Source organism: Serratia sp. HNCC26DJ206 (genome assembly GCF_057180605.1).
Genome location: NZ_JBXUGP010000026.1, coordinates 41,611 through 63,399 on the forward strand (window position 1 = coordinate 41,611; position 21,789 = coordinate 63,399).

General features: G+C 50.1%; 19 protein-coding genes. 6 read left to right on the top strand and 13 right to left on the bottom strand.

Features of this window, described 5'->3' with window-relative positions:
- Positions 1-336: 336 nt before the first annotated feature.
- Entirely contained in the window at positions 337-828 is a 492-nt protein-coding gene (locus AC2A1E_RS17510; protein ID WP_459402568.1) for a Dps family protein, read from the top strand.
- A gap of 44 nt (positions 829-872) precedes the next feature.
- Here the strand turns inward: AC2A1E_RS17510 and AC2A1E_RS17515 are convergent, their stop codons facing one another.
- Complete coding sequence (locus AC2A1E_RS17515; RefSeq protein WP_459402567.1) at positions 873-1,049, bottom strand: YciY family protein; 177 nt, start codon at positions 1,047-1,049, stop codon at positions 873-875.
- A gap of 229 nt (positions 1,050-1,278) precedes the next feature.
- Here AC2A1E_RS17515 and cls point away from each other — a divergent pair, with 229 nt between their 5' ends.
- Together cls and AC2A1E_RS17525 are read left to right on the top strand one after the other, a co-directional pair.
- On the top strand, positions 1,279-2,739 hold the full coding sequence (gene cls, locus AC2A1E_RS17520) for a cardiolipin synthase (protein ID WP_459402566.1): 1,461 nt from the start codon (positions 1,279-1,281) through the stop codon (positions 2,737-2,739).
- A gap of 56 nt (positions 2,740-2,795) precedes the next feature.
- A complete protein-coding gene (locus tag AC2A1E_RS17525) occupies positions 2,796-3,119 on the top strand; it encodes an HI1450 family dsDNA-mimic protein (RefSeq protein WP_459402565.1) in 324 nt (107 codons plus the stop codon).
- Between the two features lie 59 nt (positions 3,120-3,178).
- Here AC2A1E_RS17525 and oppF read toward each other — a convergent pair whose 3' ends face one another.
- From oppF to AC2A1E_RS17555, 6 genes are all read right to left on the bottom strand, one after another.
- A complete protein-coding gene (gene oppF, locus AC2A1E_RS17530) occupies positions 3,179-4,177 on the bottom strand; it encodes a murein tripeptide/oligopeptide ABC transporter ATP binding protein OppF (RefSeq protein ID WP_473187311.1) in 999 nt (332 codons plus the stop codon).
- Entirely contained in the window at positions 4,174-5,157 is a 984-nt protein-coding gene (oppD, locus tag AC2A1E_RS17535) for an oligopeptide ABC transporter ATP-binding protein OppD (protein WP_484384815.1), read from the bottom strand. Before oppD ends, oppF begins: the two co-directional genes overlap by 4 nt.
- Positions 5,158-5,168: 11 nt before the next feature.
- Positions 5,169-6,074: an oligopeptide ABC transporter permease OppC gene (gene oppC, locus AC2A1E_RS17540; RefSeq protein ID WP_484384816.1), complete on the bottom strand. Its 906-nt coding sequence runs from the start codon at positions 6,072-6,074 to the stop codon at positions 5,169-5,171.
- Positions 6,075-6,089: 15 nt separating this feature from the next.
- On the bottom strand, positions 6,090-7,010 hold the full coding sequence (gene oppB / locus AC2A1E_RS17545) for an oligopeptide ABC transporter permease OppB (protein ID WP_484384817.1): 921 nt from the start codon (positions 7,008-7,010) through the stop codon (positions 6,090-6,092).
- A gap of 74 nt (positions 7,011-7,084) precedes the next feature.
- Positions 7,085-8,722 carry an oligopeptide ABC transporter substrate-binding protein OppA gene (gene oppA, locus AC2A1E_RS17550; protein ID WP_484384818.1) on the bottom strand — a complete coding sequence of 546 codons (1,638 nt, stop codon included), beginning with the start codon at positions 8,720-8,722 and terminating at the stop codon, positions 7,085-7,087.
- Positions 8,723-9,591: 869 nt separating this feature from the next.
- Positions 9,592-10,236 carry a YchE family NAAT transporter gene (locus tag AC2A1E_RS17555; RefSeq protein ID WP_459402559.1) on the bottom strand — a complete coding sequence of 215 codons (645 nt, stop codon included), beginning with the start codon at positions 10,234-10,236 and terminating at the stop codon, positions 9,592-9,594.
- A 507-nt stretch (positions 10,237-10,743) separates the two neighbouring features.
- Here AC2A1E_RS17555 and adhE point away from each other — a divergent pair.
- Positions 10,744-13,416 (top strand): bifunctional acetaldehyde-CoA/alcohol dehydrogenase, encoded by a 2,673-nt coding sequence (gene adhE / locus AC2A1E_RS17560; RefSeq protein WP_484384819.1) that lies wholly within the window; start codon positions 10,744-10,746, stop codon positions 13,414-13,416.
- A 314-nt stretch (positions 13,417-13,730) separates the two neighbouring features.
- Here the strand turns inward: adhE and AC2A1E_RS17565 are convergent, their stop codons facing one another.
- Positions 13,731-14,315: a thymidine kinase gene (locus AC2A1E_RS17565; RefSeq protein WP_484384820.1), complete on the bottom strand. Its 585-nt coding sequence runs from the start codon at positions 14,313-14,315 to the stop codon at positions 13,731-13,733.
- A gap of 702 nt (positions 14,316-15,017) precedes the next feature.
- Here AC2A1E_RS17565 and hns point away from each other — a divergent pair.
- Positions 15,018-15,425: a histone-like nucleoid-structuring protein H-NS gene (gene hns, locus AC2A1E_RS17570; protein WP_459402556.1), complete on the top strand. Its 408-nt coding sequence runs from the start codon at positions 15,018-15,020 to the stop codon at positions 15,423-15,425.
- Positions 15,426-15,580: 155 nt separating this feature from the next.
- Here hns and AC2A1E_RS17575 read toward each other — a convergent pair whose 3' ends face one another.
- From AC2A1E_RS17575 to rssA, 5 genes are all read right to left on the bottom strand, one after another.
- The gene (locus AC2A1E_RS17575) at positions 15,581-16,591 is read right to left on the bottom strand and encodes an NAD-dependent epimerase (protein WP_484384821.1); all 1,011 of its coding nucleotides are present in this window, start codon (positions 16,589-16,591) and stop codon (positions 15,581-15,583) included.
- A 9-nt stretch (positions 16,592-16,600) separates the two neighbouring features.
- Positions 16,601-17,944 carry a UDP-glucose dehydrogenase family protein gene (locus AC2A1E_RS17580; protein ID WP_484384822.1) on the bottom strand — a complete coding sequence of 448 codons (1,344 nt, stop codon included), beginning with the start codon at positions 17,942-17,944 and terminating at the stop codon, positions 16,601-16,603.
- Positions 17,945-17,988: 44 nt separating this feature from the next.
- Positions 17,989-18,906: a UTP--glucose-1-phosphate uridylyltransferase GalU gene (galU, locus tag AC2A1E_RS17585; RefSeq protein WP_484384823.1), complete on the bottom strand. Its 918-nt coding sequence runs from the start codon at positions 18,904-18,906 to the stop codon at positions 17,989-17,991.
- Between the two features lie 205 nt (positions 18,907-19,111).
- Positions 19,112-20,125 (bottom strand): two-component system response regulator RssB, encoded by a 1,014-nt coding sequence (rssB, locus tag AC2A1E_RS17590; protein WP_484384841.1) that lies wholly within the window; start codon positions 20,123-20,125, stop codon positions 19,112-19,114.
- A gap of 105 nt (positions 20,126-20,230) precedes the next feature.
- Positions 20,231-21,148 (bottom strand): patatin-like phospholipase RssA, encoded by a 918-nt coding sequence (gene rssA, locus AC2A1E_RS17595; RefSeq protein ID WP_484384824.1) that lies wholly within the window; start codon positions 21,146-21,148, stop codon positions 20,231-20,233.
- 147 nt (positions 21,149-21,295) lie between these two features.
- Between rssA and AC2A1E_RS17600 the strand changes: the two genes are divergently transcribed.
- Entirely contained in the window at positions 21,296-21,757 is a 462-nt protein-coding gene (locus tag AC2A1E_RS17600) for a YchJ family protein (protein WP_484384842.1), read from the top strand.
- Positions 21,758-21,789: the final 32 nt, after the last annotated feature.

Below are 21,789 nucleotides of genomic sequence, written 5' to 3' on the forward strand. Positions count from 1 at the left end.
GAGACAAATCGGTCATTGACCGATTTGAACAGCGCAGGCGCTGGCCCGAAGGGTGAGCCTCTTTGAGGCTCATAATCCCCAGGAGCTTACTCAAGTAAGTGACTGGGGTGAACGACAAATCTGCGTTGCAGATTTGAACGCTGCTTGCAGCGGCCCCGCAGGGGCGAGGCCCTGTATGGGCCGAGTTACGCGGCCAACACCCCTGCAACTTCAAGTAAAAAGGGTATATCGGTTTAAACGATTATATTGATACTTGTTATCATCTTTAACCTTGAGATAAATCCAGTTACTGTGTTGTTATAGATCATTGGAACCCACCATCAGGAGAAGATTATTATGGCAACGGCAAAGAAAGCAGCGAAAACTCATATTGGCCTGGATACCAAACAATCAGCAAAACTCTCTGACGCTCTGAATGCCTTACTGGCGAACTACCAAGTGTTATATATGAACGTGCGCGGTTACCACTGGAATATTTCCGGCCCGCACTTCTTTGAACTGCACGTTAAATTTGAAGAGACTTACAACGATCTGCTGCTCAAGGTCGATGAACTGGCAGAACGTATTCTGACTCTGGGCTCACAACCACGTCACGCTTTCAGTGATTACCTGAAAACCGCAGATATCAAAGAAGATACCAACGTGACCGACGATAAAGGCACGCTGCGCGGTTTACTGAACGGTTACGCCGTTCTGCTGCAACAACAGCGTGAGCTACTAACGCTGGCCGCTGACGCTGGCGATGAAGGCACCTCTTCACTGATGAGCGATTACATCAAGCAGCAGGAAAAACAGGTGTGGATGCTGAACGCCTATCTGGGTAAATAATCCCTATAGAGAGCAAAACAGTCCCAAAACGGGACTGTTTTGTTTTACCACTCGTAAGCCACAACGAACAACAATGCGCGACGATGCTGATCGTCCAACCGGCGGCGTACGCGAATAATATGCCGGTTACTGCATGACTGACGCTCCAGCCAATGGTGCCTGCGGCGCTGGCGCAGTCGGAGCATCCGCCAGCGACCCACTTCGTTTCTACTGCGTTTCATCGTTATGCCACCCATCCAATGCCAACCGCGCGCATTATAGCCTTTTCAGCCAGCGATCCAAGTCACGTATAACCCGCTTTTTCGCCCGTTGGGCTGCCGCTTTTTATTTTCGGCAAGTGCCTTTAGTCAATCATTTTTATGTAACTCAAGTGCAGGGAAAAGGTTTCGCCTTTACCGTTCTGTGCGTACACTCACTATTAGTGGTTTGCGAACAGGATTTTTCGTCTTTATGACAACATTTTATAATGTAATCAGTTGGCTTTTGGTGTTCGGCTACTGGCTGCTTATTGCCGGGGTCACATTGCGTATTCTTATGAAACGACGCACGGTTCCTTCCGCCATGGCCTGGTTGTTGGTGATCTATATTCTGCCATTGGTGGGGATCGTCGCTTATCTGTCTTTCGGCGAATTGCATTTGGGTAAACGCCGGGCCGAGCGAGCCAAAGCCATGTGGCCCTCAACCGCCCGTTGGCTGAATGAATTGAAAGAAAGCCGCCGGATTTTTGCCACGGAATACAGCGAAGTTGCTCGCCCGCTGTTCCAGCTTTGCCATCACCGGCAAGGTATCGACGGTGTCAAAGGCAACCAGTTGCAGTTGCTCACCACTACCGATAGCACGCTGACGGCGCTGATTCGTGATATCGAACTGGCACGGCACAATATTGAGATGGTTTTTTACATCTGGCAACCGGGCGGTCTGGTGGATCAAGTCGCGGAATCCTTGATGGCCGCCGCACGCCGTGGAGTGCATTGCCGCCTGATGCTGGACTCCGCCGGCAGCGTGCAGTTCTTCCGCAGCCCCTACCCCGGCATGATGCGCAACGCCGGTATTGAAGTGGTTGAAGCGCTCAAGGTTAATCTGTTCCGCGTGTTCCTGCGCCGTATGGATTTGCGTCAGCACCGTAAGATCGTGCTAATCGACAATTACATCGCCTATACCGGCAGCATGAACATGGTTGATCCGCGTTTCTTCAAGCAAGACGCGGGGGTCGGCCAGTGGATCGATCTGATGGCACGCACGGAAGGCCCGGTGGCCACCACTATGGGTATTGTTTATGCCTGTGACTGGGAGATTGAAACCGGTAAACGCATTCTGCCGCCGCCCCCCGACGTCAATATCATGCCGTTCGAGCAGGAAAGCGGTCATACCATTCAGGTTATCGCTTCCGGCCCGGGTTTCCCGGAAGACATGATCCACCAGGCGCTGCTCACGGCGGTCTATTCCGCACGTGAACAGTTGATCATGACCACCCCCTATTTCGTACCCAGTGACGATCTGCTGCATGCCATCTGTACCGCGGCACTACGCGGCGTTGAGGTCAGCATCATCGTCCCACACGACAATGACTCGATGATGGTGCGCTGGGCCAGCCGTGCTTTCTTCTCTGAATTGCTGGAAGCCGGGGTGAAAATTTACCAGTTTAAAGGCGGATTGCTGCATACCAAGAGCGTGCTGGTTGACGGCCAGCTCAGCCTGGTGGGCACGGTCAATCTGGATATGCGCAGCCTGTGGCTGAATTTTGAAATCACGCTGGTGATCGATGACGCCGGTTTCGGCAGCGACTTAGCTTGCGTACAGGACGACTATATCGCCCGTTCGCAGTTGCTGGATGGCCAACAGTGGCTGAAACGCCCGTTCTGGCATCGTATCGTTGAGCGTTTGTTCTACTTTTTCAGTCCGTTGCTGTAAAAGCCGCTACGGGCATGGTTTAATACTGCCAACTCATGAGTTATCGGGATTTTTTTATGGATTTGAATAATCGCCTTACCGAAGACGAAACGCTGGAGCAGGCTTACGATATCTTCCTGGAACTGGCTGGCGACAATCTGGATCCGGCGGATATTCTGCTGTTCAATCTTCAGTTTGAAGAGCGTGGCGGCGCAGAATTGTACGATCCGGCAGAAGATTGGCAGGAGCACGTCGAATACGATTTAAACCCGGATTTCTTTGCCGAAGTGGTAATTGGTTTGGCAGACAGCGACGGCGAACCGATCAACGACGTTTTTGCCCGCGTGCTGATTTGCCGCGAGAAAGACAACAAGCTGTGCCATATTTTGTGGAAAGAATAAGAACGTTGTAGACCTGAAAAACCTGCCAATTGGCAGGTTTTTTATTGGTGCCTAGTCAATCACAGTGGATCAACCTTCAGGCAGGAAACCGCATGGCGGAAACTCCCTTCCAGCAGCGGGCGCGTCTTGGCACACTCTGGCCCGGCGATTGGGCAGCGCGTGCGGAACACACAGCCAGACGGCGGGTTGATCGGTGATGGCAGTTCCCCTTCCAGCAGTTGGATCTGCTTATCCCGCTCTTTATCCGGATCCGGGATCGGCACCGCCGACATCAGTGCTTTGGTATAAGGGTGCTGCGGGTTGTGATACACCTCATCATAGGTTCCCAATTCCACCGCGTGGCCCAGATACATCACCAGCACGCGATCGGAAATGTGCTTCACCACCGCCAGGTCGTGAGCGATAAAGATCAGCGACAACCCCATCTCGCGCTGCAATTGCTGTAACAGATTCACCACCTGCGCCTGAATCGAGACGTCCAGTGCCGAAACCGGCTCATCACAAATCACCAGTTTGGGTTCCAGGATCAGCGCGCGGGCAATGCCGATACGCTGGCACTGGCCCCCAGAGAACTCATGCGGATAGCGGTTGATCAGGTTCGGCAACAGGCCAACCTTCATCATCATCGCCTTCACTTTGTCTTTCACGTCCTGGCGCGACATTTTCGGATGATAGGTGCGCAGCGGTTCAGCAATGATCTCGCCAATGGTCATGCGCGGGTTAAGCGAAGCCAGCGGATCCTGGAAAATCATTTGAATATCGCTGCGCGTATTGCGCCAATCCGCATCACTCATCCCCAACAGATCTTTGCCCAGCCAGGCCACCCGGCCGCTGGTGGCTTTTACCAGGCCGATAATGGCGCGAGCGAAGGTGGATTTACCGCAGCCGGACTCTCCAACCACGCCCAAAGTTTCGCCTTCGAACAGCCTTAAGGTCACGCCGTCTACCGCTTTCAGGGTTTTGGGCGCCTGCCAGAACCACTGTTTGTCATCGTGAATGTCGAAATGCACTTTCAGATCCGCCACTTCGAGCAGCACTTTTTTATCGGTTGCTGTCATACCAATGCCTCCACCGGCTTGAAGCAGGCGCGCAAGCGCCCTTCACCAAACTGCTCCAATGGCGGAGCACTCGCGCACTGTTCCATGGCATACGGGCAACGCGGCTGGAACGGGCAACCTTGTGGTAAACGCAGCAGGTTTGGCGGATTCCCTGGAATGGTCATCAGCGCTCCACCTTCTGCATCCAAGCGAGGCACTGCATTCAACAGCCCAATGGAATAAGGATGGCTCGGGTGGTAAAACACATCGCGTGCACTACCGTATTCCATGGTGCGGCCAGCATACATCACCAGCACTTTGTTGCAGATCCCCGCCACCACGCCCAGATCGTGGGTGATCATGATGATGGCCGTATTGAATTCGCGCTTCAGTTCGTTCAACAGCGTCATGATCTGCGCCTGCACGGTCACGTCCAGCGCCGTAGTCGGCTCATCGGCGATCAACAGTTTTGGCCGACACAACAGCGCCATGGCGATCATCACCCGCTGGCGCATACCGCCGGAAAACTCATGTGGATACATGCGCATACGCTTACGCGCCTCGGGCATTTTTACCGCATCCAGCATCTGTACTGACTCTTCAAACGCTTCGCTTTTGCTCATGCTCTTATGCAACATCAGCACTTCCATCAGTTGCTCACCGACGCGCATATAAGGGTTAAGCGACGTCATCGGGTCTTGGAAGATCATCGAAATCTCTTCTGCCCGCAGCTTGTTAAGCTGGCTTTCCGGCAGATTGAGGATTTCACGGCCGTTAAACTTCGCCGAACCACCGATGCGGCCATTGCTCGCCAGCAGGCCCATCAGCGCAAAAGCCGTTTGAGATTTGCCGGAACCAGATTCACCCACGATACCCAGCGTTTCGCCAGCACGCAGATCGAAGTTAAGATCGTTCACCGCCGTAACGTCACCGTCCGGCGTACCGAAGGTCACGCGCAGGTCTTTGACGTCCAGCAGCAACGAGTTGTCATTAATGTTCATGGTGGCACTCCTTAACGATCTTTCGGGTCGAGGGCATCACGCAGGCCATCGCCGATAAAGTTGAAACAAAACAGAGTGACAACCAGGAAACTGGCCGGGAACAGCAGCAACCACGGTGAAACTTCCATCGAGTTGGCCCCATCGCTGAGTAATGCGCCCCAACTGCTTAGCGGTTCCTGCGTCCCTAACCCCAGGAAGCTGAGGAAGGATTCAAACAGGATCATGCTTGGCACCAGCAGCGAGGCATAAACCACCACTACCCCCAAGACGTTTGGCACAATATGGCGCAACACGATATTGCGCGTCGAAACACCACAGACCAGCGCCGCTTCGATAAACTCTTTACGCTTCAGGCTCAGGGTCTGACCACGCACGATACGCGCCATGTCCAGCCAAGACACCATGCCGATCGCCACAAAAATCAGCAGGATGTTTTGCCCAAAGAAAGTCACCAGCAGGATCACAAAAAACATAAACGGGAAGGAGTTGAGGATTTCCAACAAACGCATCATCACCGAGTCGATTTTACCGCCCAGATAGCCGGAGGTCGCGCCATACAGCGTGCCGACGATCACCGCCACCAGCGCGGCAGCGACACCGACCATCAGCGAAATCCGCCCGCCAATCGCCACGCGCACCAGCAGATCGCGCCCGGAGGAGTCCGTACCAAAGTAGTGCGCAGAATCGATGCTCGGCGCTGCCGACATCATTGCCCAGTCGGTATCGTCATAGGCAAATTGCGACAGCCAGGGGGCAAAGATCACAAACAAGGTAACCAGCGTCAGCACAAACAGGCTGGTCACCGCCGCACGGTTATGTATAAAGCGCCGACGCGCGTCCTGCCACAGACTGCGCCCTTCAACTTCCAGCTTTTCGCTGAAGTTTTCCAGAGCTTCGCTGTTCTTTTTCGTCAACATAGTGCGTGCTCCAGATTAATAACGGATTTTCGGATCGATCACCGCGTACAGCACGTCGACGATCGCGTTAAACAGAATGGTCAAAGCACCCACCAAAATGGTCAGGCTCAGTACCAGCGAATAGTCACGGTTAAGCGCACCATTAACGAACAGTTGGCCAATCCCCGGCAGGCCATAGATGGTTTCAATCACCATCGAACCGGTAATGATGCCGACAAACGCGGGCCCCATATAAGACAGCACCGGCAACAGCGCAGGCTTCAACGCATGGCGGAAGATAATCCGGCGCATCGGCAGTCCTTTGGCGCGCGCAGTGCGGATAAAGTTGGAATGCAGCACTTCAATCATCGAGCCACGCATAATACGCGCGATGCTGGCGATATAGGCCAGCGATAACGCCACCATCGGCAGGATCATGAACTTCGGTGCCCCACCGTTCCAGCCGCCGCCGGGCAGCCATTTCAAGGTGATGGCAAAAATCAGCACCAGCAAGGGTGCAACCACAAAGCTGGGGATCACCACGCCGGTCATGGCAAACCCCATGACCATGTAGTCCCACTTGGTGTTCTGCCTCAATGCCGCGATTACCCCGGCGCTGACACCCAGCACCACCGCCAGCACAAAGGCGGCCAAACCGAGCTTGGCCGAAACCGGGAAAGAGGCCGCTACTAAATCGTTAACTGAATAGTCTTTGTATTTAAACGATGGGCCAAAATCGCCTTTCGATAACTGCACTAAATAATGCCCGTACTGTTTCCAGATCGGATCGTTCAAATGGTATTTGGCTTCGATATTGGCCAGGACTTCTGGCGGTAATGCACGCTCGCCGGTAAATGGGCTACCGGGTGCCAAGCGCATCATAAAGAAGGAGATGGTGATAAGGATAAATAGCGTCGGGATCGCCTCTAATAGGCGACGAAAGATAAATTTAAGCATAGCCCTGCTCCAGCCTGATAACGGCTTATCGTCTGAAAATGGACCGGCGACGTGCGCCACCGGCCCTTACCGTATCAATGCTTGATGATGTACAGGTTTTTGTCGTACACGTTATCAAGCGGGTCGGTCTCGGTATAACCGCCGACATAAGACTTCACCAGCCGGGCATTCACGTAGTAGTAAACAGGCGCGATGACGGAGTCTTTATCCAACTGAGCTTCGGCTTTCTGATACAGCGCAGCACGCTCTTCTTTAGTTTTGGCTTGCAGTGTGTCAGCCACTAACTTATCGAACACCGGGTTTTTATAGTGTGAGGTGTTGTTACTGCTGTCCGACAGCATAGTATTCACGAAAGCGCTTGGTTCGTTGTAGTCTGCACACCAGGCTGCACGCGCCACATCGTAGTTCCCCTGATGGCGGGAATCCAGGAAGGTTTTCCACTCCTGGTTCACCAACTTCACATCCACACCCAGGTTTTTCTTCCAGATCGAGGCGGCGGCGATCGCCAGTTTTTTATGCAGATCGGAAGTGTTGTACAGCAATGAGAAAGTCAGCGGCTTGCCTGGGCCGTAGCCCGCCTCGGCCAACAGTTTTTTCGCTTCTTCGTTACGTTTGTCCTGCGTCCAGCCGAACCACTCTGGTGCGGTCATTTTTGCGCCATCAACGTAAGGAGGAGTGTAGCTGTAAGCCGGGAGATCGCCCTGGTTTTTGACTTTATTGACGATAATATCGCGATCCAACCCCAGCTTGAGCGCTTCGCGCACGCGAGCATCGTTAAACGGCGCTTTCTGGTTGTTCATTTCGTAATAATAGGTACAGACGTAAGGCGCTACGCGCACTTCGTTCGGGATCTCTTTTTTCAGCTTCTGGAACAGTTCGATCGGCAAGTTATTGTAGGTCATGTCGATCTCGCCGGTGCGGTAGCGGTTTACATCAGTCACTTCCGATGAGATCGGCAGGAAGGTCACCTTATTGATGACGGTTTTGGCGTTATCCCAATACTCCGGGTTACGCTCCAGCACGATACGTTCGTTCACCACCCAGTCTTTCAGCTTATAGGCACCGTTGCTGACGTAGTTTTGCGGCAATGTCCATTTCTCACCAAACTTCTCCACCGCTTCTTTATTGACCGGCTTCATGGCGTAATGCTGGGTCATTTCAACTAAATAAGGCACCGGCTCGGTCAAGGTGACCTGGAAGGTATGATCGTCAATGGCTTTGACGCCCAAGGTGGATTTGTCTTTTTTACCGGCAATGATGTCATCGACGTTCTCTACGTGGGCATATTGCAGGTAGCTGGCGTAAGGAGATGCGGTTTTCGGGTCAACGATACGCTGCCAGCTATAGACGAAATCCTGTGCCGTCACTGGTTGGCCGTTCGACCATTTGGCGTCTTTGCGCAGGTGGAAAGTCCACACTTTAAAGTCTTGGTTATCCCAGCTTTCAGCAGCGCCCGGTACGATGGAACCATCCGGCGTGGTGTTGGCCAACCCCTCGATCAGATCGCGGGTAACGTTGTTTTCCGGCACGCCTTCAATTTTGTGCGGATCGAGAGACTGCACTTCTGCCCCGTTATTTTTAACGATTTCCTGTTTGTCTGCCAGTTGCACGCCCGCTGGCACTTCGGCCGCAAAAGCACTTCCGGTTGCGGTAATGCCCAGTGCGGCAATAATACCGGCCGCCAGGAGTGATTTTTTTGTGATGTTGGTCATATCTAGAACTCCAGTTTTTATTATCACAGAGCCATCGTGGGCTCTGCGTTGCCCGTTGACCGGGTGGGGTTGTGGCCAGACAGCGCGGAACGACGCGGTGCAGCCTTTCTTCTGTATTACCTGCCGTTACCAGTAATACCCGTGATTACCGCTTGGCCTTTTTACCTGGAAAATATGAACTGGTCATATTTAGAAATATTTAGTAAAAAAACCAAATAAATTAATATCAGCAAAATGCATTCCTGCCTTACGCGGAAAAACTAAGAATTATCGGCAATAAAGTTGCTCGGAAACTAGCAGAAGCAAAAAACCTTAGCCAATAATTTTTGCAAAAATGTTAAGCGTTTCTCTTTTATCAGCCCCTATACCGGCCGTACGCTCTCGTTATAAAATCGCCATGTTATTTTAATTACATGATTTTATTAAGCAAAAAAGAAAACCTTCGGGTAGCACCTGGCTTGCAGAGCAAAAAACCACAAAAAGAAACATTTAGTTAACAAAATAGCAGTTCAAAGAATAAACACCTGCTTATACGTGGTTAATCACTAATAACACCTGGATGAAACGGAGACAAGCCCTACAGAATGATGTGACTAAATTAACAGCAGATTTGATAGCCGAAGGGGGAAATCAGTAAAAGTAATCTTATAAAAAGTACTGGAAATAATACTAGGTGTTTTATTGGGCAATAAAGGAAGACTTATGTTACGGAGTGGTGAAATAGAATAAAAACCAAACAGATGCCGCCGCTTATTAAAGCAGAAGAGTATTTATGTTGAATGATTAAAAAAACTTTAAGCCAATAATTAACCTCTGGCAGCCCCAAGCAACGAGCCTCAAGAATGAGGCCCGCTGAAGGATATTCGTGGTTATAGCAACCCAGGGAATATTGCCTTGATCCCAGTGACAATAAATTCGATACCCAATGCCATCAGCAGCAGACCCATGATACGGGTCACGACGTTGATACCGGTTTGCCCCAGCAAACGCACCAGCAATGGCGCGGCGCGGAACAACAGCCAGCAGCAGAAAGCAAACACCGCAACGGCCAGACTAAAACCTAACAGGTTCTGCCAACTGTGGTAACGCGAACTCCAGACAATGGTTGAGCTGATCGCCCCTGGCCCCGCCATCAGCGGTAGTGCCAGTGGAACCACACCAATGCTTTCGCGGATTGCGCTCTCTGATTTTTCTTGTTTGTTCTGTTTATCTTCACCCAATTTGCCGCTGATCATCGACATCGCAATGCTCACCACCAGGATCCCACCCGCAATGCGGAACGAATCGATGGAAATGCCGAACACGCGCAGTATCGCCTCCCCCAAAAACAGCGACGTCCACAAAATAATCGCCACCGACAGGTTAGCCGTCAGGTTGGTTTTATTACGCCCGGCCTCCGCCTGATAGCTGGTCATACTAATAAAGACCGGCAAGATACCCACCGGGTTTACCAATGCAAACAAGCCAACAAAGAACTTGATGTAGACGGAAAAATCCAACAGAGATTGGCCCACGAAAAACTCCGCATAAATAGCTATAGAAAGAGACACTGCCGATGCGCGCTAATGTAATAGAATTGTGTCCGGTAATCCATCCGCTAAGAACAGCATTTTCCCCTACCACCGTATAATGTTACAAAGTAATTCCCCATTGTTAACTTAATGTATAGCTGTTGATGTTTTAAGTGTAAAAATGCCAGCAACACCCACAAAGGTGAGAGTAATTATCATTAACCCGTTGCTGAAAGGTGTCAGCTTGCGATTTTTATGATTTAAATCACAAAATAACTACTCAAGAATAGTTAAGCTCTTGGTCATAGTCAGAAGGTAGAACAGATTTAGAGTAAAGCAGATGTTCTGTTCCACCGCCTGCACTAGAAGCTCTTTAAGACAATCAGCCGTAAGAAGCGCAAAAGACCGGAAAGCCATCGTGCCTTAACAGACGCCGCCCTTTCTCAAGTCTATACTAATTGCTCGAACGGCTTATTCACTGAAAGAGTTTAACATTATCAGGAGAGCATTATGGCTGTAACGAATGTCGCTGAACTGAACGAGCTTGTAGCACGTGTCAAAAAAGCCCAGCGCGAGTATGCCAACTTCTCACAAGAGCAAGTTGATAAGATTTTCCGCGCTGCTGCCCTCGCCGCCGCTGATGCCCGTATCCCCTTGGCTAAAATGGCCGTTGAAGAATCAGGTATGGGTATCGTTGAAGACAAAGTGATCAAAAACCACTTCGCTTCCGAATATATCTACAACGCTTATAAAGATGAAAAGACCTGCGGTATCCTCTCCGAAGACGATACTTTCGGTACCATCACTATCGCTGAGCCGATTGGCCTGATCTGCGGTATCGTACCGACCACCAACCCAACCTCTACCGCCATCTTCAAAGCGCTGATCAGCCTGAAGACCCGTAATGGTATTATTTTCTCCCCGCATCCACGTGCGAAAAATGCTACCAATAAAGCAGCAGATATCGTGCTACAGGCCGCTATCGCAGCGGGTGCGCCAAAAGATATCGTTGGCTGGATCGATCAACCTACCGTTGATCTGTCTAACCAACTGATGCACCACCCAGACATCAACCTGATTCTGGCCACCGGTGGCCCAGGCATGGTGAAAGCAGCGTACAGCTCAGGTAAACCGGCTATCGGCGTGGGTGCCGGTAACACTCCGGTGGTGGTTGATGAAACTGCCGATATCAAACGTGTTGTCGCTTCTATCCTGATGTCGAAAACCTTCGACAGCGGTGTAATCTGTGCTTCTGAACAATCGGTTATCGTGGTTGACTCTGTCTATGATGCCGTGCGTGCGCGTTTCGCTTCCCATGGCGGCTATATGCTGCAGGGTAAAGAGCTGAAAGCCGTTCAGGATATCATCCTGAAAAATGGGGGTCTGAACGCCGCCATCGTTGGCCAGTCTGCGCCAAAAATCGCTGAAATGGCCGGTATCAACGTGCCAGCCAGCACCAAAATTCTGATCGGTGAAGTGAAACTGGTTGATGAATCCGAACCCTTTGCCCACGAAAAACTGTCGCCTACCCTGGCTATGTACCGTGCCAAAGACTTCGAAGACGCCGTCAGCAAAGCCGAAAAACTGGTCGCCATGGGCGGTATCGGCCACACCTCTTGCCTGTACACCGATCAAGACAACCAGACTGCGCGCGTTGAGTATTTCGGCGACAAGATGAAAACCGCACGTATCCTGATCAACACCCCGGCCTCTCAGGGTGGTATCGGTGACCTGTACAACTTTAAACTCGCGCCATCGCTGACGCTGGGCTGTGGTTCTTGGGGGGGTAACTCCATCTCTGAAAACGTCGGTCCAAAACATCTGATCAACAAGAAAACTGTAGCGAAGCGAGCAGAAAACATGTTGTGGCACAAACTTCCTAAATCAATCTACTTCCGCCGTGGCTCACTGCCTATCGCGCTGGATGAAGTGGCTAGCGATGGGGCAAAACGTGCCTTTATCGTTACCGACCGCTACCTGTTCAATAACGGTTATGCCGATCAGATCACCAAAGTTCTGAAATCGCACGGTATTGAAACGGAAGTGTTCTTTGAAGTTGAAGCTGACCCAACGTTAAGCATCGTGCGTAAAGGTGCTGAGCAGATGAACTCCTTCAAACCAGACGTGATCATCGCGTTGGGTGGCGGTTCACCGATGGACGCAGCGAAAATCATGTGGGTGCTGTACGAACATCCTGAAACCCACTTCGAAGACCTGGCGCTGCGCTTTATGGATATCCGTAAGCGTATTTACAAGTTCCCGAAAATGGGCGTGAAAGCGAAGATGATCGCCGTCACTACCACTTCAGGTACCGGTTCAGAAGTCACGCCGTTCGCGGTGGTGACCGACGATGCTACTGGTCAGAAATATCCACTGGCAGATTATGCTCTGACCCCGGATATGGCGATTGTCGATGCCAACCTGGTGATGAACATGCCTAAATCCCTGTGCGCCTTCGGCGGCTTGGATGCGGTCACTCACGCCCTGGAAGCTTATGTTTCTGTACTGGCCAACGAATATTCAGACGGCCAGGCGCTGCAAGCCCTGAAGCTGCTGAAAGAATATCTGCCAGCCAGCTATAAAGAAGGCGCGAAAAACCCAGTGGCCCGCGAACGTGTGCATAACGCCGCGACCATCGCCGGTATTGCGTTTGCTAACGCCTTCCTGGGCGTGTGTCACTCAATGGCCCACAAACTGGGTTCTGAGTTCCACATTCCGCACGGTTTGGCCAACGCCATGCTGATTTCGAACGTTATCCGTTATAACGCTAACGATAACCCGACCAAGCAGACCGCGTTCAGCCAGTATGATCGCCCACAGGCGCGTCGTCGCTACGCTGAGATTGCCGATCACCTTGGCCTGAGCGTCGCGGGTGACCGTACTGCGCAGAAGATCGAGAAACTGCTGAAATGGCTGGACGAGATCAAAGCGGAACTGGGCATCCCTGCTTCTATTCGTGAAGCTGGCGTGCTGGAAGCGGACTTCCTGGCGAAAGTCGACAAACTGTCTGAAGATGCGTTTGATGACCAATGTACCGGTGCCAACCCGCGTTATCCGTTGATTGCTGAACTCAAGCAAATCCTGATGGATACCTTCTACGGTCGCGAATTTAGCGAAGATACCGAAGAAACTGCGGCAGCGACTCCGGTTGCGGCCAAAGCAGAAAAAAAGGCCAAGAAGTAACCCGCTCCCTGAGCTGACAAAAAACCCGCCTTTTTGGCGGGTTTCAGACTGCTGACAAAGCTGGTTATTAGGGAGAGCGTGCCGAAGGGGTCGTAGCGGCGTAAGCCGCCGGAGCGCCCCTCGGTGCGCTAGGCCCGAGTATCTCGGGCTTAATACCACTTTGTCATCAAGCTCAACCCGCCTTTCGGCGGGTTTTTTATATTCACTCAGACCGCGCTTAGCACGCTCTGCACGATCTAACGGAAAACTGATACGTTCCTACCAACATCATCGTCAAACCTCACAGCAAGCCGCTGTCGGCCTCTGTGATAAGGTTATTCCTGCGTTTTGATCGCATCTTTATAATGCTTGCGGCATACGGACACATAACTTTCATTACCACCGATAACAACCTGCTCGCCAGCATGCAGCGCTTTACCGTTTTCGCCCAAACGAAGCACCATATTGGCTTTGCGACCACAGTGGCAGATGGTTTTCAGTTCGACCAGTTTGTCAGCCCAAGCCAGCAAATAGTGACTGCCGATAAACAACTCACCGAGAAAGTCCGTACGCAGGCCGTAACACAACACCGGAATATCTAATTGATCCACCACCTCACAGAGTTCTTCCACCTGCCCTTTAGTCAGGAATTGGCTTTCATCAACCAAAACGCAGTGTACGGGCTGCTGCTGATGTTCCTGGTTAATCATGGAATACAGTTGAGTTCCGTTATTAAAGAGCTGCGCTTGCGACGATAGCCCTATTCGGGAACTGACTTTACCCACGCCAAAGCGGTGATCGATTTCAGCCGTAAACACCAAGGTCCGCATACCACGTTCTTGATAATTATATGAAGATTGTAATAACGCGGTAGATTTTCCTGCGTTCATAGCAGAGTAATAAAAATAAAGCTGAGCCATGGCCCGCGACTCCAGTGGTATAAGAAATATTCAGTTAAAGATGCGGCGGCCAGTGTAACATATCCCTTTGTCAGACTCAGCCAGGCAACGAGTCATTATCGGGACATCTAATAGGCAAATTCTCAAATGAAGCTTTTTGCTGCAAACATTGTCCGTTTTTACATCCATTTACAGAATGCACCTCTTGGTCCATCACAATTTAATTATTACCAATGATTAACCAAACTCATTAATGATGTGTCAATTATCATACATAGGTCCGCAAAGTGCAGGCTTACCGGCATAAAGCGGCGCTATTAAAAACCTCATCACCAATTACCTGGGGGTTAATTGCAATCTTACATGAGATGACATTTCTAACGTTATCCTTACCTACCCCCCCCCTTTTTGTTTACACTACCTGCCGCTTACGACAGTGATTAAGCCCTACAGAATTCATCCTCAACCTGTTATAGAACGCAATTATATCTGCCTGGTGAAATGCCTTTTAGCTCGATGAACATACAGCGCTGGTTGAAAATTTAGCTTAGTCACATGTAGAGTAATAGTTAGATTATCAGGGGTTATTAGCAAGACAGTTCTCAATATCGGTTTTTTTAAAGGTAAATTTAGGATCTCTTTCAATTTGGCTATTGCAGAAAAGAAAAGAGCACTCTATTATTATCCAAACGCCCCCCACCAATATAATTTGAGACTAGAACAATGAGCGAAGCATTAAAGATTTTGAACAACATCCGTACTCTACGTGCACAAGCTAGAGAATGCAGCCTGGAAACGCTGGAAGAGATGCTTGAGAAATTGGAAGTTGTTGTTAACGAGCGTCGCGATGAAGACAGCCAAGCTCAAGCTGAAATTGAAGAGCGTACCCGCAAACTGCAACAATATCGCGAAATGCTGATTGCTGATGGCATTGATCCAAACGAATTGCTGCAAACTATGGCTGCAACTAAAGCCGCAGGCAAAGCAAAACGCGCAGCACGCCCAGCTAAATACCACTATAAAGATGAAAACGGCGAAATGAAAACCTGGACCGGCCAGGGTCGTACTCCGGCAGTGATTAAAAAAGCTATCGAAGAGCAAGGGAAATCCTTAGACGATTTCTTGCTGTAATAACGGCTTTAGTTAACTCAAAAAGCTCCCTATGGGAGCTTTTTGCTTTTCAATAACCCTCCCCCTCTAATTTTTACTGCAAAACGTAATCAACATTCTGAAGACATACGAAAAAAGAGGCCGAAGCCTCTTTATTAATCCTGACGAATGCTCATTTACTGAACTTTATAAAACGCCTTATACCATTCAACAAAGCGCTTAACACCTTCTTCAACGCTGATTTCAGGCTTAAATCCGATAGTCTGGTAAAGCTCGTCAGTATCCGCACTGGTATCCATAACGTCACCTGGTTGCATCGGTAGCATATTTTTCCGTGCGGTGATACCTAATGCCTCTTCCAAGGCATGAATATATTCCATAAGCTTCACCGGGCTGCTGTTGCCGATATTATAAACATGATACGGCGCAGAACTGGTCGCAGGCGAGCCTTGCTCAACCGTCCAATTGGCATTAGGTTGTGGAACGATGGCCTGTAAACGCACAACCGCCTCGGTAATATCATCAATGTAAGTAAAATCACGATGCATTTCACCGTGGTTATATACATCAATACTTTCGCCCGCCAATATCGCCTTGGTGAATTTAAACAGGGCCATATCCGGACGTCCCCAAGGGCCATATACGGTAAAGAAACGTAAGCCCGTAGTAGGAAGCCCATATAAATGCGAATAACTATGAGACATCAGTTCATTGGCTTTTTTGGTCGCCGCATACAAGGATATGGGGTGATCCACCGAATCTTCAGTCGAAAATGGCAACTTGCGATTAAGACCATATACCGAACTGGATGAAGCATACACTAAATGCCCCACCTTATTATGCCGGCATCCTTCAAGGATGTTCAGATGACCAATCAGGTTTGAATCAGCATAAGCCAGGGGATTATCCAACGAATAACGCACCCCAGCCTGAGCACCAAGATGAATGACACGTTCGAACTGGTGCGCAACGAAAAGCCCGGCAATACCGCTGCGATCGGCCAGATCAAGCTTGATAAATTGAAACGCGGGTTTATCAGCCAGTAAATCAAGCCGCGCCTGTTTCAGGCCGACATCATAATAATCATTCAGGTTGTCGATCCCGACAACCTGATGCCCAGCGGCTAACAAACGCTCTATTACGTGATACCCAATAAAACCTGCAGCGCCTGTAACCAGGAATTTCATGCTCACCTCTTAAATAACCGGCTTAATCGACGCACCGCGCCCAATACCATAATAAGTAAAACCGCGCGCCTGCAAACGTTCTGGGTCGAATAAGTTACGCCCATCGAAAATCACTGGCTGTTTCAACGCCTTTTTCATCACGTCAAAATCGGGTGCACGGAAATTCTGCCATTCGGTACAGATCACCAAGGCATCGGCATCCTGTAATGCGGCTTCTTTAGTGCCCATCAGCTTCAAGTCGGCACGTTGGCCGTAGATACGCTGTGCTTCGGCCATCGCTTCTGGATCATAGGCCTGTACCGAAGCACCTAATTCCCACAAGGTTTCCATCAGCACCCGGCTGGATGCCTCGCGCATATCATCAGTATTAGGTTTAAAAGCCAAGCCCCACAGCGCAAAAGTTTTCCCTTTCACGTCGTGACCAAAGTGACGCTTGATAAATTCAGTCAGCTTATATTTCTGCTGGGAGTTTACCTGTTCTACCGCCTGCAATATCTTCGGCTGATAACCAATCTGCTCTGCCGTGCGAATCAGCGCCTGAACATCTTTCGGGAAACAGGAACCCCCGTAGCCACAACCTGGATAAATAAAATGATAACCGATGCGTGAATCCGAGCCGATACCCTGGCGCACTTTCTCGATATCGGCACCCAGCATTTCTGCCAAATTAGAAATTTCGTTCATAAAGCTGATTTTAGTCGCCAACATACAGTTTGCTGCATACTTGGTCAGTTCCGCACTGCGGATATCCATCAGAATCATGCGATCGTGATTGCGGTTGAACGGTTCGTACAGCTCGCGCAGAGATTCGATAACTTCTTTGTTATCCGTACCCAGAACAATACGCTCAGGACGCATGCAGTCGGCCACTGCCGCCCCTTCTTTAAGAAACTCCGGGTTGGAGACCACATCGAACGTAATAGAGCTGCCGCGTTTACGCAGCGTCTCGGTCATCACTTCACGCACTTTATCTGCGGTACCTACCGGTACGGTAGATTTATCAATCACGATTTTTGGCTCGGTCATGTATTCAGCAATAGTGCGTGCCACTGCGGTCACGTATTTGAGATCGGCTGAACCGTCTTCATCTGGTGGCGTTCCGACCGCAATAAACTGAATAGTACCGTGGGCAACGCCAGCTTGCGCATCGGTGGTAAAGTGCAAGCGCCCAGCTTCGTAATTCTGTTGTACCAGTGGCGTCAGGCCCGGCTCAAAAATAGGGATATTGCCATTTTTGAGGTTCTCGACCTTTTTTGCATCCACATCAATACACATCACATCATGGCCAACTTCGGCCAACACAGCGGCTTGAACCAAGCCAACATAACCAATACCAAAAACTGTTACTTTCATTGGAAAATCCTAGTTTTTAAAAATTAAGACAATAAGCTATGAAATTATTTCTGTGCGCCGTTCACCAAATGTTTCAGCCACAGCGAGAATTCTTGCCCCAGGCTGGCATGGCGCAGACCATACTCAACAAAAGCCTGCATATAACCCAATTTATTGCCGCAGTCGTGACTCACACCTTTCAGATGATAAGCTTCCACACATTCAGTCTGCATCAGCATATCAATCGCGTCGGTGAGCTGAATTTCATCACCTGCCCCCAGTGGAGTCTTGGCCAACAGTGCCCAAATATCGGCAGAAAGCACGTAGCGCCCCACAATCGCCAGATCAGATGGCGCTTCATCTGGAGAAGGTTTCTCAACCACGCTCACCATGGGCGCGCTGTCGCCCGGTTGCAGTACTGCCCCCTGACAATCGACAATGCCATAGTTTCCGACATCTTTATGCTGCACCGGTTCAACCATAATTTGGCTGATACCGGTTTGTTCAAAGCGCTGCAACATTTCATGCAGGTTGTCCTGCTGCAGATCGGCCCTGTATTCATTGATGATCACATCCGGCAGCACGACGGCAACCGGTTCATTCCCCACCAACGGATAAGCACACATGATCGCATGACCAAGCCCTTTGGCAATCCCCTGACGCACCTGCATCACCGTGACGCCTTTTGGGCAGATGGATTGAATCTCATCCAGCAGTTGGCGTTTTACCCGTTTTTCCAACATCGCTTCCAGTTCAAAACTGGTATCAAAGTGGTTTTCAATAGAATTCTTAGAGGAATGAGTCACCAAAACAATTTCGTTGATTCCTGCGGCAATGCATTCATTCACCACATACTGAATCAACGGTTTATCAACCAGTGGCAGCATCTCTTTCGGAATAGCTTTAGTTGCCGGCAACATCCGAGTTCCTAAACCTGCTACGGGGATAACCGCTTTGCGAACTTTACGAGCTAAAGCAGGCATTATTTCCTCTCTATAATACGAGCTCAAATTATGAACTTATGCTGCTATACAAAAAAACCCTCGAAGTATACCAGCTTAAACCTGCCGAGTATTACCCCAAAAACAAATAATAAAGATTTAAGACTATTACCTAGCAGTGAAATTCTGAGGTTAAATAGACGTTTTCAATAGCGGAATGTAACAGGATAAGTGACTTATTGATGTTTTATTCAGCACTGAGCATTAAACGTAAGCGGCCACCGCTGCCCCACACCTGGCACTGCCAGGCCTCACAGCGCTGGCTGATCTGATTCAGGTAGGTCGCACCCAGCGTGCCTAAAGGTATACCAGTACTTAACTGGATTTGATTGTCCCCGGTATTCACCGTGGCATGCAAACCGGCAGAAACAAGAATCAGGTTTTTATATTCGGCGTGATAATAACCAACCAACAGCGGGAATTGACCTTCAAGCTTTCCCTGGCGCAATAATTGATTAACTTGCTTTAACAGTGCTGACATTTGCGGCAAACGATGCTGTTGATTCGCTAAATGATCTTGCAACAATCCATTGAATAGTGCACGCAATAACAAAGCGGCCAATACACCATTATCACCAGCACGCGTCACATCCAGACAATAAAAAGCCAAGTCATTATCTGACAATGCGGCAATATCCAGCACCAAACCCGGGCTTTCGGCCGCAGTCAACTGACGATAATTAATGCGGCAACCCGCAATGGTCTGCTGGACTGGGGGTTGTAACTGCTTAAGCAGCCTCACCGCTTCTGAGGGATTCTTACTCAGCGCATCCCAATCCTTGAATAATTCCACCTCTTCAATGGCCGGTGAAGTAAACATATTAGGATATAAGCAAGCCAGTATCGCTTCACGCAAACGGTTCAGGTCAGTCAGCGGTTTTAACAACACATCCTGCACGCCCAGCCGCAATACTTTGGCAATGTCCGTCATTTTATCGGTAGCCGAAATCACCAGTACCGGGATTTGTACCCCTTGTAGACGCAGGTGCTCAACGAATTCAATACCATTCATCTCCGGCATCGCCAGATCGCACAGGATTAAATCAGGTTTCACTTCTTCAACCGCGCTCAGCGCCAACAAACCATTGGCCGCTTCACTGGTTTGCGCGCCCAACGACTTCAAATAGCCAACAAGCACCGAACGAAACACCTGTTCGTCCTCAACGATTAAGATGCGCTTGTTTGTCAGTGGTAATACCATCGGCAGAGCCTCTTCCCTTTTCATGATGTAATAGTGGCTCATAATGGTCACTTGTGCCTGCCGAAAGTCTCCCTGACAGCATAATTCCACCTTAAGAACCGATAATTATTTATTTTTTATCAATGGAGCCAAAACATCTATCTGCTTCTCGACCGCCAACCGGCCGGCCTCAATCGCCTCGCTGGCGCGATGGAAATCCAGTGTGGATATCTGAGGGCAATAGGGTTGTATCAGAACATCCGGGGGATCGCTGGCCATACGAGTGCGTTTCACCCGATTTTCCAGCATCTGAATGGACGTGCTCATGATCTCCATGGCGGTCGGCGTAAAATTGGGCTTTTTCAGCATCACTTTGTTGATACGCTCTCGCAAGCGCCCACGCCAATTATCTATCACCACATTATTCACATCTTCACTATTCGTGTCTTCACTCGGATTGTGCACCGAGAACAAATCCTGTTGCATCAGATGCGCATCATGTTGTAAATCCACCGCAATAACAATATCTGCGCCCATTGCGCGGGTCAGCGAAATCGGCACCGGATTCACTAAGGCGCCGTCCACCAGCCAATACCCCTCAAACCATACAGGAGCCAGCAGGCCTGGCATACTGCAGGAAGCACGAATTGCCTGCTGGATGTCCCCTTTGGTCATCCACAGTTCGCGACCGGTGCTGAGATTGGTGGTGACAGCACCAAATTTGAGCGCACAATCGGCAAAATCATCAATTTTCAACAGTTGGCTAACCGCATTGAAGACGCGTTCGCCGCGCAATAAACCGCCCCGCTGCCAGGTAAGATCCATCAACCGGATCACATCCCAGTAACTGAACGCACGCACCCAGTGCTCCATTGCTGGCAACCGATGGCTGGCAAACGCCGCCCCCACTAATGCCCCTACCGAACAGCCGGCAACGATATCAATTTCGATCCCCCGTTTCCGTAACGCATTAATCACCCCTATGTGCGCCCAGCCCTTCGCGGCCCCAGCCCCCAATGCCAGCCCGATTTTGATTTTCCGCATGACTTGCCGTCCTGTGCTCACTGAATGAATTCAACCCTTAAAGCTAGGGTACATTGTCACTGACGAATAATGTTAGGTAACATACGCACTAAATTTATTTTAGCTGTGGCTTTCGCCCACGCGAGCCAATCACTTTGAGGCGTTATGGTGACTGAATTATGCCCCTGCGGCAGCGGGTTGGAGTATAGCCTGTGTTGTGAACCTTTTATTTATGGTGACCAACTTGCCCCTACACCGGGCAAACTGATGCGCTCGCGCTATACCGCCTATGTAAAACACTGCGCAGATTATCTGGTTGCGACCTGGCACCCGGACTGCCAGGCAGAAGAGTCGCGTAATGCAATTATCAATAGCTTCAACGATACCGCATGGCTTGGACTGACGGTGGTTGAAGAACACACGGGTAACAACGCCGACGAAGGTTATGTCGAGTTTGTTGCCCGTTTCACCGACGGGGCGGCCAAGCACAATGCAATACATGAACGTTCGCGCTTTCTTCGCCTTGGGCAACGCTGGTACTATATCGACGGAATCAAACCCCAACCGGGTAGAAATGCCACTTGCCCCTGCGGTTCAGGCAAAAAATATAAAAAGTGCTGCGGGCAATGAGCCTGCGAGTTAAGTATCAGACAGGATCCACA

Excerpts from the sequence above, each read along its gene's own strand:
- AC2A1E_RS17510 (WP_459402568.1), top strand. The coding sequence starts at position 337 with ATGGCAACGGCAAAGAAAGCAGCGAAAACTCATATTGGCCTGGATACC.
- AC2A1E_RS17515 (WP_459402567.1), bottom strand. The coding sequence starts at position 1,049 with ATGAAACGCAGTAGAAACGAAGTGGGTCGCTGGCGGATGCTCCGACTG.
- cls (WP_459402566.1), top strand. The coding sequence starts at position 1,279 with ATGACAACATTTTATAATGTAATCAGTTGGCTTTTGGTGTTCGGCTAC.
- AC2A1E_RS17525 (WP_459402565.1), top strand. The coding sequence starts at position 2,796 with ATGGATTTGAATAATCGCCTTACCGAAGACGAAACGCTGGAGCAGGCT.
- oppF (WP_473187311.1), bottom strand. The coding sequence starts at position 4,177 with ATGACAGCAACCGATAAAAAAGTGCTGCTCGAAGTGGCGGATCTGAAA.
- oppD (WP_484384815.1), bottom strand. The coding sequence starts at position 5,157 with ATGAACATTAATGACAACTCGTTGCTGCTGGACGTCAAAGACCTGCGC.
- oppC (WP_484384816.1), bottom strand. The coding sequence starts at position 6,074 with ATGTTGACGAAAAAGAACAGCGAAGCTCTGGAAAACTTCAGCGAAAAG.
- oppB (WP_484384817.1), bottom strand. The coding sequence starts at position 7,010 with ATGCTTAAATTTATCTTTCGTCGCCTATTAGAGGCGATCCCGACGCTA.
- oppA (WP_484384818.1), bottom strand. The coding sequence starts at position 8,722 with ATGACCAACATCACAAAAAAATCACTCCTGGCGGCCGGTATTATTGCC.
- adhE (WP_484384819.1), top strand. The coding sequence starts at position 10,744 with ATGGCTGTAACGAATGTCGCTGAACTGAACGAGCTTGTAGCACGTGTC.
- AC2A1E_RS17565 (WP_484384820.1), bottom strand. The coding sequence starts at position 14,315 with ATGGCTCAGCTTTATTTTTATTACTCTGCTATGAACGCAGGAAAATCT.
- hns (WP_459402556.1), top strand. The coding sequence starts at position 15,018 with ATGAGCGAAGCATTAAAGATTTTGAACAACATCCGTACTCTACGTGCA.
- AC2A1E_RS17575 (WP_484384821.1), bottom strand. The coding sequence starts at position 16,591 with ATGAAATTCCTGGTTACAGGCGCTGCAGGTTTTATTGGGTATCACGTA.
- AC2A1E_RS17580 (WP_484384822.1), bottom strand. The coding sequence starts at position 17,944 with ATGAAAGTAACAGTTTTTGGTATTGGTTATGTTGGCTTGGTTCAAGCC.
- galU (WP_484384823.1), bottom strand. The coding sequence starts at position 18,906 with ATGCCTGCTTTAGCTCGTAAAGTTCGCAAAGCGGTTATCCCCGTAGCA.
- rssB (WP_484384841.1), bottom strand. The coding sequence starts at position 20,125 with ATGGTATTACCACTGACAAACAAGCGCATCTTAATCGTTGAGGACGAA.
- rssA (WP_484384824.1), bottom strand. The coding sequence starts at position 21,148 with ATGCGGAAAATCAAAATCGGGCTGGCATTGGGGGCTGGGGCCGCGAAG.